At 67.1% G+C, this 13,499-nt stretch carries 17 protein-coding genes; 9 read left to right on the top strand and 8 right to left on the bottom strand.

Annotated elements, in window-relative coordinates:
• Window positions 1–186: 186 nt before the first annotated feature.
• Entirely contained in the window at window positions 187–1,485 is a 1,299-nt protein-coding gene (locus B0W80_RS32335) for an NRAMP family divalent metal transporter (protein ID WP_077003250.1), read from the bottom strand.
• Between the two features lie 195 nt (window positions 1,486–1,680).
• On the opposite strand from B0W80_RS32335, the gene B0W80_RS32330 reads away from it, so the two are divergent.
• Both B0W80_RS32330 and B0W80_RS32325 read left to right on the top strand, forming a co-directional pair.
• A complete protein-coding gene (locus B0W80_RS32330; RefSeq protein WP_077003249.1) occupies window positions 1,681–2,688 on the top strand; it encodes an SDR family oxidoreductase in 1,008 nt (335 codons plus the stop codon).
• A 115-nt stretch (window positions 2,689–2,803) separates the two neighbouring features.
• Window positions 2,804–3,121, top strand: a complete 318-nt coding sequence (locus B0W80_RS32325) for a hypothetical protein (RefSeq protein WP_077003248.1) — start codon at window positions 2,804–2,806, stop codon at window positions 3,119–3,121.
• Between the two features lie 269 nt (window positions 3,122–3,390).
• On the opposite strand, the gene B0W80_RS35780 is transcribed toward B0W80_RS32325, so the two are convergent.
• Window positions 3,391–3,549, bottom strand: coding sequence for a hypothetical protein (locus B0W80_RS35780; RefSeq protein ID WP_179107077.1), 159 nt, complete (start codon window positions 3,547–3,549; stop codon window positions 3,391–3,393).
• A 116-nt stretch (window positions 3,550–3,665) separates the two neighbouring features.
• Between B0W80_RS35780 and B0W80_RS35775 the strand changes: the two genes are divergently transcribed.
• The 4 genes from B0W80_RS35775 (at window position 3,666) to B0W80_RS32305 (ending at window position 6,430) form a co-directional block, all read left to right on the top strand.
• On the top strand, window positions 3,666–3,830 hold the full coding sequence (locus B0W80_RS35775) for a hypothetical protein (protein WP_179107076.1): 165 nt from the start codon (window positions 3,666–3,668) through the stop codon (window positions 3,828–3,830).
• Window positions 3,802–4,566, top strand: coding sequence for an autoinducer binding domain-containing protein (locus B0W80_RS32315; RefSeq protein ID WP_077003246.1), 765 nt, complete (start codon window positions 3,802–3,804; stop codon window positions 4,564–4,566). Before B0W80_RS35775 ends, B0W80_RS32315 begins: the two co-directional genes overlap by 29 nt.
• A 2-nt stretch (window positions 4,567–4,568) precedes the next feature.
• Window positions 4,569–5,690, top strand: coding sequence for a fatty acid desaturase (locus B0W80_RS32310; RefSeq protein WP_077003245.1), 1,122 nt, complete (start codon window positions 4,569–4,571; stop codon window positions 5,688–5,690).
• A 128-nt stretch (window positions 5,691–5,818) separates the two neighbouring features.
• Complete coding sequence (locus tag B0W80_RS32305; protein WP_077003244.1) at window positions 5,819–6,430, top strand: TetR/AcrR family transcriptional regulator; 612 nt, start codon at window positions 5,819–5,821, stop codon at window positions 6,428–6,430.
• On the opposite strand, the gene B0W80_RS32300 is transcribed toward B0W80_RS32305, so the two are convergent.
• Window positions 6,427–7,581: a YihY/virulence factor BrkB family protein gene (locus tag B0W80_RS32300; RefSeq protein ID WP_083745778.1), complete on the bottom strand. Its 1,155-nt coding sequence runs from the start codon at window positions 7,579–7,581 to the stop codon at window positions 6,427–6,429. The genes B0W80_RS32305 and B0W80_RS32300 overlap by 4 nt on opposite strands.
• A gap of 106 nt (window positions 7,582–7,687) precedes the next feature.
• Window positions 7,688–8,596, bottom strand: a complete 909-nt coding sequence (locus B0W80_RS32295; protein ID WP_077003243.1) for a LysR family transcriptional regulator — start codon at window positions 8,594–8,596, stop codon at window positions 7,688–7,690.
• A gap of 124 nt (window positions 8,597–8,720) precedes the next feature.
• Between B0W80_RS32295 and B0W80_RS32290 the strand changes: the two genes are divergently transcribed.
• On the top strand, window positions 8,721–9,482 hold the full coding sequence (locus B0W80_RS32290) for an SDR family oxidoreductase (protein WP_077003242.1): 762 nt from the start codon (window positions 8,721–8,723) through the stop codon (window positions 9,480–9,482).
• Window positions 9,483–9,504: 22 nt separating this feature from the next.
• Here B0W80_RS32290 and B0W80_RS32285 read toward each other — a convergent pair whose 3' ends face one another.
• The gene (locus tag B0W80_RS32285; protein WP_077003241.1) at window positions 9,505–10,518 is read right to left on the bottom strand and encodes an SDR family oxidoreductase; all 1,014 of its coding nucleotides are present in this window, start codon (window positions 10,516–10,518) and stop codon (window positions 9,505–9,507) included.
• Window positions 10,519–10,677: 159 nt separating this feature from the next.
• Between B0W80_RS32285 and B0W80_RS32280 the strand changes: the two genes are divergently transcribed.
• Window positions 10,678–11,157: a peptidylprolyl isomerase gene (locus tag B0W80_RS32280; protein ID WP_077003240.1), complete on the top strand. Its 480-nt coding sequence runs from the start codon at window positions 10,678–10,680 to the stop codon at window positions 11,155–11,157.
• Between the two features lie 104 nt (window positions 11,158–11,261).
• Here B0W80_RS32280 and B0W80_RS32275 read toward each other — a convergent pair whose 3' ends face one another.
• Both B0W80_RS32275 and B0W80_RS32270 read right to left on the bottom strand, forming a co-directional pair.
• The gene (locus B0W80_RS32275; RefSeq protein ID WP_077003239.1) at window positions 11,262–11,486 is read right to left on the bottom strand and encodes a hypothetical protein; all 225 of its coding nucleotides are present in this window, start codon (window positions 11,484–11,486) and stop codon (window positions 11,262–11,264) included.
• A 96-nt stretch (window positions 11,487–11,582) separates the two neighbouring features.
• A complete protein-coding gene (locus B0W80_RS32270) occupies window positions 11,583–11,915 on the bottom strand; it encodes a hypothetical protein (RefSeq protein ID WP_077003238.1) in 333 nt (110 codons plus the stop codon).
• Window positions 11,916–12,172: 257 nt separating this feature from the next.
• Here B0W80_RS32270 and B0W80_RS32265 point away from each other — a divergent pair, with 257 nt between their 5' ends.
• The gene (locus B0W80_RS32265) at window positions 12,173–13,249 is read left to right on the top strand and encodes a pirin family protein (protein WP_077003237.1); all 1,077 of its coding nucleotides are present in this window, start codon (window positions 12,173–12,175) and stop codon (window positions 13,247–13,249) included.
• Window positions 13,250–13,272: 23 nt separating this feature from the next.
• Here the strand turns inward: B0W80_RS32265 and B0W80_RS32260 are convergent.
• Window positions 13,273–13,499 (bottom strand): hypothetical protein (locus tag B0W80_RS32260; RefSeq protein WP_218668980.1); only part of this gene is annotated, 227 nt, incomplete at its 5' end.

Genomic DNA, 13,499 nt, shown 5'->3' with positions numbered 1-13,499 from the left:
GCGTGGTCGGGCATGCGGCGGTCTGGATGAATATACAGGCGCGAGCGCGCGCCGCCACGTCCGACAGCCGGCCCCGGCCGTCGCGCACATCGCCGACTACGCGCTCGAGCGCATCGCGCACGACCACCGGCGCTTCGTGGGTTGACGACCTGCGCCCGCGCGCAGGTCACGGCAGCTCACGACGCCTCACATGGCCGACACCACGAGCAGCGCCACCGACGCCGCCGTCATTGCCGCCGTCGCGAGCCAGCCCAGCACCTTCCACTTGAGCGGCAAGGTCATCTTGCCCATCACCTTGGTGCTGCTGGCCGCGATCATCACCGCCACCATCACCGGCGCCGAGATCACCGCGTTGATCACCGCCGACCAATAGAGCGCCGAGATCGGGTTGATGCCCGAGACGCTGATCGCCACGCCGATCGCCATGGCCGCGGCCAGGATGCCGTAGAAGCTGCGAGCCCTCGCCAGTGGCATGCTGAGGCCGCGGCGCACGTTGAAGTAGCTGGCCACCGCATCGGCCGCCGAGCCGGCGAGCACCGGCAGGGCCAGCATGCCGGTGCCCACGATGCCGAGCGCGAAGAGCAGGAAGGCCGCGTCCCCCGCCACCGGCTTCAGTGCCGCGGCAGCCTGCGCCGTGGTCTGCACATCCGTCTGGCCGTGGGCATGCAGCGTCGCCGCGGTGGCGGTGATCATGAAGAAGGCGATCAGGTTCGAGAAGCCCATGCCCACGGCGGTGTCGACGCGCAGACGCCGGAACTGGCGCTCCGCCTGGGCGGGCGCCGTGCGCAGCGGCTGGTCGTGCGGCACGCGGCGGATCTCTTCCACCTCTTGCGCGGCCTGCCAGAAGAACAGATAGGGGCTGATGGTGGTGCCGAGAATCGCGACCACCGTCGTCACGTTGTCCTTGTTCCAGGCGAACGACGGCATCAACAGGCCCCTGAGCGCCGCGGGCCAGTCGACGTCGACGGCGAAGACCACGCCGACGTAGGCGAAGAGCGTGAGCGTGAGCCACTTGAGCACGCGCACGTAGCGCTCGTACGGCAGGAACACCTGCAGCAGCAGCGACAGCACACCGAAGCCCACGGCATACCAGGCCGCATGCCCGTGCAGCACCATTGCCGCCGCGTCGCCCATGGCGTTGAGGTCGGCGCCCAGGTTGATCACGTTGGCCACGAGCAGCAGCAGCACCAGCGACGCCACCAGCCAGCGCGGGCAGATGCGCGCGAAGGCCAGCACGAGGTTCCTGCCGGTCACGCGGCCGATGCGCGCGCTCGCGAGCTGGATGCCCACCATCAGCGGATAGGTGAAGAGCAGCGTGCCGCCCACGCTGTAGCCCAGCTGCGCACCGGCCTGCGAGTAGGTGGCGATGCCGCTCGGATCGTCGTCGGCCGCGCCCGTGATCAAGCCTGGGCCGAGCTTGGCCCACCACTTCTCGCGTTCATCGGAGTCGGCACCGCGTGAGATGTCGGCGGGAGGAGTGCTCATCGATGAAGGTGTTTGGTGTTGCGTGGAGCGTCGATGCCGCTTGCCTGAGGCCGCGCAGTCCCCGGCCGGCTCCCGCTGTGGGAATTGGTCGAGTCTGCGAGGGCGACGCGGCATCGGACGACATCGGCCTTAGGGCCGCCTGACTACGGTGATCGTCACCCCCTCTTCATCCAACTACAGCCTGCAGGAAACGTCATGCCGAACACCAACAACACCGAGATCGACAACAAGCCGACCGCCGACGTCGGCGCGGAGCATCGCAAGGTGCAGCGCGAACAGGACGCCAAGGACCGCGCGGCCGGCGACGCCAGGCCGAGCCAGGCGCCCGTGCAGGCCGGCCACCGCCCCGAGCCCGAGAACCCGATGCCGGCGCAGCACTTGAAAAAGCCCGGCCTCGAAGCCGACATGGCCTTGCAGCCGCGTTTTCAGGCGACGGGCTACCTGGGCAGCGGCAAGCTCGACGGCATGGTGGCGCTGGTGACGGGCGGCGATTCCGGCATCGGCCGCGCGGTGGCGCTGCTGTATGCGCGCGAGGGCGCCGACGTCGCCATCGTCTACCTGGCCGACGAGCAGGTCGACGCCGAGGAAACGCGCCGCTGCATCCATGAGGAAGGCCGGCACTGCGTGCTGATCCCCGGCGACGTGCGCGACCCGGCCTTCTGCCAGCGCGCCGTGAAGGAAACCATCGAAGCCTTCGGCAAGCTCGACATCCTGGTCAACAACGCGGCCTTCCAGCTGCACGCGGCCAGCATCGAGGACATCACAGACGAACGCCTGGACCTGACCTTCAAGACCAACATCTACGGCTACTTCCAGATGGCGCGCGCCGCCGTGCCGCACCTGCCGGCCGGCGGCTCGATCATCAACACTGGCTCGGTCACGGGGCTGGAAGGCAGCAGCCACCTGCTGGACTACTCCACCACCAAGGGCGCCATCCACGCCTTCACCAAGTCGCTGGCCAGCAACCTGCTGGACAAGGGCATCCGCGTCAACGCCGTCGCACCCGGGCCGGTATGGACGCCGCTCAACCCCGCCGACCGCTCGGGCAAGGATGTGCAGGACTTCGGCAAGCACACCGACATGAAGCGCCCCGCGCAGCCGGAAGAGCTGTCGCCGGCCTATGTGTTCCTGGCGGCGCCTTGCTGCTCGAGCTACATCACGGGGATCGTGCTGCCGATCACGGGGAGCGTGGGCGCGGTGTGAGTCGAGGAGGTGGGCGAATGTCAGATTGCCTCGGCAGATCTGACCGCCCGGAACGCAGCTTGTCTCCTATCGTTCCTGGAGGCGCGGCGTCCGCCGCCACTACGCAAGGAGCGGTATGGTTTACGAGGTCCATGGTGAATGTTCGGAGTTCGAGCAATTTCTCGAAGAGTTCATCTGCACGACAGTCAACTACATCTCACACAGGTTGGCGGCCGCAAGCAGCCAATCGCTGCAGCAGTTGGGCACGACGAACGATGTCCTGCCGGACTGCAGCACGGTGACGGCGTTCCCTTGTGAACAATGCGGTGGCGCCCTCGTCCATCACGTCAAGTACCGGAATCCCAGCTACGACTTCTTCGGCTGCTCCGGTTGCCTGGATGGATGCATGGCTCTGTACAGCAACAGCAGCGGCCAGCCTACGCGAGTGGTCTGAGGTGAAAAGTCACCCCAATTCACAGTTCGGAATTCGCTAGCATTTCTTGCCCTGCGAGCATCGTGCCGCAGGGCGAAGCGGCCCGATCGACTCGGGTGGGGGGCCGCATCGAACTGACAGCCATAGCCCCGGGGAGAAGGCACAGACTCCACCGTGTGCCGTACAAGGATGGAGATCGTCTGCCCTTATTGTCGTCACGCCGAAGCTGACGCCTTCGAACTTTTCGAACCCAACGAGTTCCATGACGACTTCGTCTGCGTCGCCTGTCTTCAACCATTTGCAGCGTTCATCACGAATTGCATCCGCTGCGACTTCGAGGAGGCGATGACATGGCCCGTCGACGCGCGGCCCGCATCTCTCGATTTGCCTTGCGCCAACTGCGGATACTTGGAGGTGCATTCCGATGCGCGCGACAGCATGTAGCTCATCGCTCGCGGCGTCGATCAGTGGCGGCGAGCTCGGATTCGAAGTCATTCGGGTGTCGAACAAGAAGGCGATCGGAATCGTTCGGAAGCTAAAGGTTTTCGGGGTTGGAAGTTTTGAGATGACCGTGCTGTTCGAGAGCAGAGACACTTTCCTGGAATGGATCGAAGCGGAAGAGTTTCGACACCATGCGCCCGGCTTGATGGCCTTCGTCAAGCACCACTTCGAACGCTTGTTCGGCACGTCGAACGACAGCGATGACCAGCCGCCTAGCAGCGTCGCTTGACGATCCGGTCGTTCTTCGTCGATTGAACGAAGCACTGCGCCAGATCTCCCAGGCTGATCATGTTGCGGAAGCCACTGCGATCCTGAGAGAGATCACAGGCCTGCTTGCTTGCAACGGCGCAGTGTTTGCATCCTTCGTCAAGAACGACGAGGACTTCGGTAGCTACCGTTACATCGTCGCTTGCCACGCGAATTGGTGCACGCGCTACCTCGAGCAACGCTGGTTCGCGATCGATCCCTTCCTCATCTACGCGCAGCACAACTCCAAAGTCGCGGTTGGGGACGATATTCCGCTTCGCACAGAGGGACAACGCGCTTTCCGTCAGCACGCACGGGCGGCCGGATTCAGCAGCATCGCCGTCGTTCCTTGCCACACAGCGCAAGGACGCTCTCGAATGGGTGTGCTCTATCTGACGAGTGACGATGCCAGCTACTTCAACAGCGAGTCCATCGAATCGGCCAAGGTGTGGCTTCGCGCCATTGCGGTCGAACTGCTCGAATGGTGGACTCAGAAGCTCAAGGCCGAACTTGCACACCGGTTGGCCCTACGCCCGATCGACATACGTCTGCTTCAACTTGCGCATCGAGGATTCAAATCCAAAGAGATTGCCAGGTTGCTCGACAGCCATCCTGCGACGATCGATCAACGATTCGCGCGCCTTTCCATGAGGCTGAACGTTACGTCGCGAGCCTTGGCAGCCAAGCTGGCCCATGACAACGGATTGCTTGACGAGTGAACATGCGCATTGCTCCCAGGGCCTTCGGCTATTTGCTCGCACTATCGCCCATGGCATTGTTGGTCTCCGGCGTCGTCGTCGGCGCGCCATGGTTCGTGTTCGCGTTCTTCTTCGTCGTGCTTCCGATAGTCCGCATGCTGCTGCCGGATGACGCCGCTCGATCGATGGAAATCGACGACATGTCGAAGGCGGAATTCATGATGCTGCACGCCGTTCCATGGTTGCACCTTCTGTCGTGGTCGCTGGTTCTTCCTTGGACCATGTGGCTCGTGGCGCAGCTGGACGCTTTGCAGCTGGCCTTGTTCGGCTTGTCGTTCTGGGTCGTCACATCGCTCAACCTGACCGTTGCACACGAACTGATGCATCGGCCTTTCAAGAGGCACCGGCTCGCCGCGCGATTCATCGCCGGCAGCATCGGCTATTTCCAAATGGTCGAGGAGCACTGGTCTCACCACGTGAGCGTCGGTGGGCTCGACAACGGAGACAGCCCGGAGCTCGACGAATCCGTTTACGGCTACGCGTTCAGGAGATACGTTCGATCGTTCCGGGTGGCGCAAGAGTGGGAACGGTTGCACCAGGTCCGCCACGGCCGTTCAGCATGGCGCAACCGGATTGCCGGCACGGCGCTCGTGACGTTCTTTGCCGTGGCCTGTTTCGCCATCGCTGCAGGCTGGCGCGGTGTTCTGTTCTATCTCACGGTCATCGTGGGCACCGCGTTCACCATGCAGGCGATCACATACATCCAGCACTGGGGCTTGTCGGATCATCTCTCGCCGAGTCCAGTCGCAACTGGATATTCATGGGAGGACAGGTGCGTGATGCAAGCCTTCGTGACACTCAATCACGCGTATCACGGCCATCATCACCTTCGTCCCTCGCTCCCATACTTTCGACTTCGCGGCTTCGTCGACAGTCCTCGGCTGCCGGCCTCGTATCCCGTCATGCTCTTGGCGGCGCTGATACCGCCGTTATTCGAACGATCGATGGTCCGGCGGCTGGAGGCATGGTGTGCCGGACATGGCAACAACGATTCTCAGCGCCCGTGCGCCAATTTGGCCGAGTTCTTCATGCGCCACCAGCCCGATTCGGGACCAGCTGTTGATCCCCGCGCAGACGCGAAATAGGATGAGCCCGCTCATCGACCCCAGCCCCCCCAATCTGAGCACACCCGATGCCCCGAAGAGTTCCAACCGATCCGGACGACGCACGCCGCAACCCCCGCCAAGCCCGGGCGCAGCACAAGGTCGATCTGATGCTCGAAGCTGCCATGCAGCTGCTCGACCAGGAAGATCCGAATGCGATGACGACCAACGCGGTCGCCGTGCGGGCGGGCGTCAGCATCGGGTCGGTGTACCAGTACTTCAAGGACAAGCAGGCCATGCTGGATGCACTCTCGGCGCGCGAGATCGGTGCGTTGGCCGACAACGTGCTGAAGGCGTTGAACACGCCGCCCGTGGTTGCGGGCGACCGCATTCGCGGCGTGGTGCGGGCGGTGCGAGGTGCTTACGGCGGTCGCGGGCTGGTGCATCGGCGGCTCATCGAGTACGCGCTGACGCACTACGGCACCGGACGCCTGTCGCCCCTCTACACCACGTTGATCCAGGCCTGCGGTCCCAATGGACAGCTGTCGTCGGGCGAACATGCGATCCAGCTGAGCGAGGCGCAGGCCTTCGTGCTGACACATGCGCTGGCCGGCGTGCTGCGAACGCAAGCGGCCAGTGTCACGGCCCCGTCGGCGCAAGAGGTCGAGGACGCGGTCGTGCTGCTGGCGCTCGGCTTCGTCGAGGCGGCGAAGCAGCGCGGCACGGCACGCGCAACCGCCACCGGCGGCGACAACACCGACGCCGACGCCCGCACGCCCTAGCGAAGCCTGGCCCTGTGGGTCTTCCGAAGCTGGCGCTCGTGGCGCTTGCCGCGGCGCCACCACCGCTCGGCCACCAGGTTGCCCACCGTCAGCGCGCCGAGCCACATGAGCTGACGCAACAGCGCGGCCTGCGCGACCTGCACGCGCTGGTCGACCTCGTGCTGGACGCGGGCGGTCTGGCCGATGCCCGCATAGTCCGGGATCGGTGCCGGCCCCACCGGCGCGCTGCCATCCGCGCTGACGCGGTCGGTGCCCTCGGCCGCCTCCTGTGCATGCACGTCGGTGGCGGCCATGGCCTTCATGCCCGAGGTGGAGCCGTGCGCGTCCGCATAGACCTTGGTGAACTCCGCACCGAGCAGGAAGATCTGCGCCGCGTAGTACACCCAGGCCACCAGCACCACCAGCGAGCCGGCCGCGGCGAAGGATTCGTCGACACCGCTCTTGCCCAGGTAGAGGCCGATGCCGAGCTTGCCCAGTTCGAACAGCACCGCCGTGACCAGCGCACCGATCCACACGTCGCGCCAGGCAATGCGCGCCGTCGGCATGAGCTTGTAGATCATGGCGAACAGCAAGGTCATGATGCCGAGCGAGATCAGCAGGTTGAGCACCTGCAGCAACGCCTCCCAGCCCGGCACCAGTCCGCCGAACCAGTTACCGAAGGCGGCCAGCACCGCGCTCACGACGAGCGACACGATCAGCAGGAACGCCAACCCCATGATCAGGCCGAAGGACAACACGCGCGCGCGCAGCACCGCCCACACGCCCGAAGGCTTCTCGCGCTCCGGCACGTGCCAGATGCGGTCGAGCGCGCTCTGCAACTCCGCGAACACGGTGGTGGAGCCGATCAGCAGCACCACCAGGCTGATAGCCCCGGCGATCAGGCCCTTGTCCGGCTCGCTCACGCTGGCGAGCATCGCCTCGATCGCTTTCGCGCCGTCCTGCCCCACCAGGCCCGACACCTGCCCGACGATCTGGCCCTGCGCCGCTTCGCGGCCGAACAAGGCGCCCGCCACGGCGATCACGATGATCAGCAAAGGCGCCAGCGAGAAGATGGTGTAGTACGAAATGGCAGCGCCCATGCTGGGCGCGTAGTCGTCCACCCAGGCGTTGACGGCCTGGCGGCACAGCGCGAACAGTTGCTTCGGTTTCATGATGGCGGCCTTGGTCGAAAGGTCACTGTCCCGCGCTCATCCGCACGCGCGGATGCGCCAAGCCTGCGATCTGAAGTAGGCCGCGTTCGCGCCCGCGCGTCGCCGCTCAGCGCAGCGGCGTGGTGCCGCTGGCGAGCATTCGCACCAGTGCGTCGTACACCACGCGCACCCGTGCCGGCACCGGCGTGCGCTGTGCGCGCCACACGTGCACCGGCCAGGGCTCGGGCGCGTCGGCGTCGAGCACCGACACCAGATGGCCCGACGCGAGCCACGGGTCGGCCAGCGGCGCGACCAGTTGGCCGAAGCCGATGCCGGCCAGCACGGCGCTGCATTCGGCGTCGGTGTCGTCTGTGACGAAGGCGGGCGTGGCGACCGGCATCTGGCGCTTGCGGCTGAAGGCCCAGGACCAGAGCCGGCCCGAGTTGGAATCGACCAAGGCGGTGAGCGGCATGCGCTGCAGCTCGTCGAGGTTGCCGGGCACGCCGGTGCGCGCGACCAGCGCCGGCGCCGCCACCACCTTGAGCGCCATCCGGTCGACCGAACGTGCGACGAAGCGGCTGTCGGGCTGGCGGCCGACCCGCACGCCGACGTCGATGTGCTGCCCCACCGCATCGGCCATCTGCTCCGACAGGCGCAGGTCGAGCACCAGGCCGGGATGCGCTTCGAGCACCGGCGCCAGCGCGTGCGGGATGAAGCGCCGGCCCAACACGTTGGGCACGCTCAGGCGCACCGTGCCGGCATGCTGCGACAGTGCCCGCCGGTCGCTGCGATGGAACAGCGCATCGACGCCGCCGACCGCGCCGCGCGCCTGCTCGGCCAGCGTGCGCCCGAAGTCGGTGAGCTGCACGCCGCGCGTGCTGCGGTGGAACAGCGGCTCGCCCAGCTCGTCTTCGAGCTCGCGCACCGCGCGCGTGACGACCTGCGGCGACACCGACAGGCGGATGGCGGCATCGCGGAAGTTGGCCGCGTCGGCGGCGGCGCAGAACACGCGGAGGGCTTCGAGACGGTTGGACATGCGGCGCTTCGATGGTATTCCGGTTCGAGGAATTCTGTACTCGCCAGAGTTTCATTTACGGGAATGCCAGGATTTTCCACACTCACGTCCATCCACTCACCACCCTCCTCGAAAGGAAGCTCTCATGTCCACCAACGTTCAAGACAACATCCGCGGCAAGGTTGCCATCGTCACCGGCGCCAGCAGCGGCCTGGGCGAGTCGACCGCCCGCCACCTGGCCGCACGCGGCGCCCGCGTCGTGCTCGCGGCCCGCCGCACCGACCGGCTCGACAAGGTGGTCGCCGAGATCCGTGAGGCCGGCGGCGAAGCGATCGCGGTCGCCACCGACGTGGCCAAGCGCGCCGACCTCGAGCGCCTGGCCGATGCGGCCGTCGAAGCTTTCGGACGCATCGACGTGCTGGTCAACAACGCGGGCGTGATGCCGCTGTCGCCTATCGCCCGCCTCAAGGTCGACGAGTGGGACCGCACCATCGACGTCAACATCAAGGGCGTGCTCTACGGCATCGCCGCCGTGCTGCCGCGCATGCAGGCACAAGGCAGCGGCCACATCGTGAACGTCGCGTCGATCGCGGGCCTCAAGGTGTTCACGCCCATCGGCACCGTGTACAGCGCCACCAAGCATGCGGTGCGTGCCATTTCCGAGGGGCTGCGCGTGGAAGTCGGGAACAGCGGCGTGCGCGTGACCATCGTCTCGCCCGGCGCCGTCGAATCCGAACTGAAGCACGGCAGCACCGACGCCGAAGCGGCAGCGGGCGTCAAAGCCTTCTACGACGCGAACCAGATCCCCGCGGATTCGGTGGCGCGCGCAGTGGTCTACGCGGTCGAGCAGCCGAAGGACGTGGACATCAACGAAGTGGTGCTGCGGCCGGTGTCGCAGGAGTTCTGAAGCCGCGGGCGGCGGCGCCCCGTCAGTAGACGCGGTGCCGCTTCAGCGCCAGCCACCCCACCAGCGCAGCGAGCCCGACCGCCGCGGCCGCCATCCCGGCGACTGCGTTCGGCCTGCCGGCCAGCTTCGACGAGCCGAAGCCGCCGTCGATTGCGTTCCCCACCGAAGGCTGGAACAGGTTGCCGTCGGTGTGCGGCCGAGGTTCGGCGCGCGACAGGCTGCGCTCGGTGATCCACCGCATGGCGCGCGTCACCAGGTCGGGCGCCATGGCATGGGCCCAGATGCCCGAGCGCGCGCCGGCGCCGACGTAGGTGGCGCCGCGCGGCTTGCGCGAGAGGGACAGCAGCGCATTCGCCACGCGCCGCGGATCGACCAGGCCGGGAGGCGGGGTCAGGCGGTGATCGCTGTAGTTGGCGCCGTGCGTCATGCCCGGCGTGTCGACGAAGGTGGGGTACACCTCGCACACGTGCACGTCGGGCAGGTCGACCAACTCGGCGCGCAGGGCCTCGGAGAAACCGCGCAGGCCGAACTTGCTGGCACTGTAGGCGGCGGCGTAGGGCGCAGGAATCCACCCACCGACCGAGATCATGTTGATCAGCGTGCCGCAGCCGCGCGTGCGGAAATGCGGCAGCACGGCATGGGCGCCGTGCATGTGGCCCAGCAGGTTGGCCTCCACCACGCGGCGATGGGCTTCGATGGGCGTCTGGTCGAACAAACCCACGGCACCGATGCCCACGTTGTTGATCCACACGTCGATCTGGCCGAAGCGGTCGAGCGCCGCGGCGGCGAGCTGCTTGACGGCCTCGGGGTCAGTGACGTCCGTGGGCTGCACGAGCACGCGTGCGCCGGCTTCGCTGCATTCGGCCGCCACCACGTCGAGCGACTCGCGATCGCGCGCGGCGAGCACGAGGTCCGCGCCCTCGCCGGCGAAAGCCAGCGCGGTCGCGCGGCCGATGCCGCTGGAGGCACCGGTCAGCACCACGACCGAGGAAAGCTTGTAGTCGGCTGCGGTGGAAGAAGGGGTGTCGTGTGGCATGGGCCAGCTCCAGACTTTTTGAACAAAACGTCGACTCGTTATCCGGGGGCCCCCGGTACGCCGTCGTCGGCCTGTGCACCGTGACCGTGTGGGGCTCGGACGACAGGCGGACCTGACCGAGAATCCGGCCTTTCACCTTTACAGCCAGCCTTTCGCACCATGAACATCCAGAAAGACACCGCCGTCACCCTGCGCTTCAAGGTCACGGATGCCACCACCGGCCAGCTCATCGACGAAGGGCGCACGCCCATGGTCTACCTGCATGGCGGCTACGAGAACACCTTCCCGAAGATCGAAGAGGCGCTGGAGGGCAAGACCGTCGGCTTCCAGGCCACCCTTCACTTGCAACCCGAGGATGCATTCGGACAGCGGGACGAGTCGCTGCTGCGGACCATTCCGAAAACCGAATTCCCGCCCGGCGTGAAGGTAGGCGGCCAACTGGAAGGCCGCAACGACCAGGGCGAGCCCCAGGTCTACACCGTGACGAAGATCAAGGGCCCGCAGGTGCTGCTCGACGGCAACCATCCGCTGGCCGGCAAATCACTGAAGTTCGCGCTGACGGTGACCGGCGTGCGCGAAGCCACCGCCGAAGAGATCGCCCACCGCCACGTCCATGGCGAACATGGGCATCACCACTGAATCACGCCGGACGCGGCGAGTCTTCGTCGTTGCGCAGGCGCAACCAGAGGTATCGAATCGCGAAAAGCGCCGCCATCGCAGTCCTCCACCGCGTACGTGCCTGGCTAGTGGCCGAGTTGCCAGGCCAGGAAGAACGACGATGCAGCACGATCCTCCGGCCACAGTTTCACCAGGTCGGCGACGTGCTTGTCGTTGCCCGTCATCGGGTAAGGTGACTTGGCGGGATTGGACCCGACGCCCGTTTCCCGGGCTTGCGAATCGGTCGGGTGCTTGTGCGCCGGTGGAACGATGGTCGGGTCGATGTCCGGGGGCGGGGTGGCAATGGGCATGGTCTTTAACTCCTTGCCGACAAATTAGCCCTTGCGCGCATGGGCGAGTTGTAGGAAGGCACCGGACCACAGGCAGGATCGCGTCCGCGCTTCGTGTCAGACCCACCAGCGCCCGGCTGCCAGCGCCATCGCCAGTGCGACCGGCGCGGTGACCATGGCGGCCTGCCAGACCATGACCGACACCGCACTGCCGGGCAGGTTGACCGCGGCCATCGCCGCGAAGGAGCCCATGCCCAGCGCGTAGTACCCAAGCACGCCCAGAAAGGGCCGCGTCGCGAAACGCTTGGCCCGGCGCCGCAGGCCATACGGCGTCAGCGGCAAGGGCTCGGTGCGCATGGCGGCCCGGGCCGGCTCGCTGCCTTCGGACGGGCGGTGGTCGCGTGCGGAAGGGTCGCGTGCGGAAGGGTCGGGCGCAAAGGGCTGGTCCATGGGGTCGCTTGGAATCGAAGGAGGGCTCGCGCGGCGGTGGGTTCGGACCTGCGCTGTCGCCGGGCCATCACCCGCGACCCGACCATTGTGCGGCGACACCCTTGCCGGCCATTGCCCGAACAGCATGGCAAACGCGACGCAGATCGTTGCATGGCTGGCGCGACTGCGTCCTGCCGGCGGCACTTCATCGCGCGACGAGCGGCCCCATCTTCGCTGCTGATCGTCCGCACAATCGCAACCACACAGGAGAGCGCCCCATGAGCCAAGCCGCCAGCCCCATCGTCCGCATCGAAGCCCTGGGCTTCCCGTGGAAGACCGTCGACCCCTTCCTGTTCTGCGCCTACCACGACGACGCCTACCCGCGCGCCGACGGCCGGATGGGCCCCGCCGCTTCGCTGGACGGCCGCGACCTGGGCCAGGACTTCAGCCGCAAGGACGGCTGGAGCATGTACCACGGCACCACCGTGCCGGGCTTTCCGGGCCACCCGCACCGCGGCTTCGAAACCGTGACCATCGTGCGCCGCGGCCTGATCGACCATTCCGATTCGCTGGGCGCGAGCGCGCGCTTCGGCGGTGGCGACGTGCAGTGGCTGACGGCCGGCAGCGGCGTCGTGCATTCCGAGATGTTCCCGCTGCTCGACGCCGATGCGCCGAATCCGCTGGAGCTGTTCCAGATCTGGCTCAACCTGCCGGCGCGCAACAAGATGGCGGCGCCGCACTTCACCATGTTCTGGGCGCAGGACATCCCGCGCTTCACCGCAGTGGATCCTGCAGGCCTCAAGACCGAGGTCGCCAGCGTCGCGGGGCGCATCGGCCCGGTGGACGGCGAGCCCGGCGCCGGCGGCCCGCTGGCACCGCCACCCGATTCGTGGGCCGCGCAGCCCGGCAGCGACGTCGCGATCTGGACCCTGCGCATGGCGCCCGGTGCGCGCTGGACCCTGCCACCCGCCACCGGCGAGGGCACGCGGCGCGTGCTGTACTTCTTCAAGGGCGCGACGGTGGAGGTTGCGGGGCAGCGCGTGGACGGCCACGCCGCGATCGAGCTGCGTGCCGATGCCGCGGTGGAGCTGGCCAACGGCGACGAAGCCGGCGAGTTCCTGGTGCTGCAGGGCCGGCCGCTCGGCGAGCCGGTCGCGCAGTACGGCCCCTTCGTGATGAACACGCAGGCCGAGATCGCGCAGGCGATGAGCGATTACCGCCGCACGCAGTTCGGCGGCTGGCCATGGGACGACCATGCGCCGGTGCACGGTCGCGACCCGGCGCGCTTCGCCCGCCATCCCGACGGGCGTGAGGAGCGGCCGGCGCAGCTCGCCGGGCAGCCGGCAGGCGACTGAGCGACCGACGCAGCGGCGGCAATTCAGCCGCAGCCGGCGGGCGCCTGGACGTACCAGCGTCCGCCCTCGCCCTGGTGCAGGGTCACGCGGGTGAAGAAGTAGTCCCACGCGAAGCCGATGTCGCGCAGGTCGCCCGTGCTGATGGCGCGCAGGTTGAACATGCCGCCGATGGCGGCGCGGCCGGCGTTGACGTGCGGGGCGGGTGCCGCGCTCACGCTCGTGCAGATGGGCGGCGGCGGAGGTGGCGGTG

The organism is Variovorax sp. KK3, from assembly GCF_001984055.1.
Classification (GTDB): domain Bacteria; phylum Pseudomonadota; class Gammaproteobacteria; order Burkholderiales; family Burkholderiaceae_C; genus Variovorax.
The sequence above is the reverse complement of the archived record's forward strand: the minus strand, read 5'-3'. Positions and strand labels throughout refer to the sequence as shown.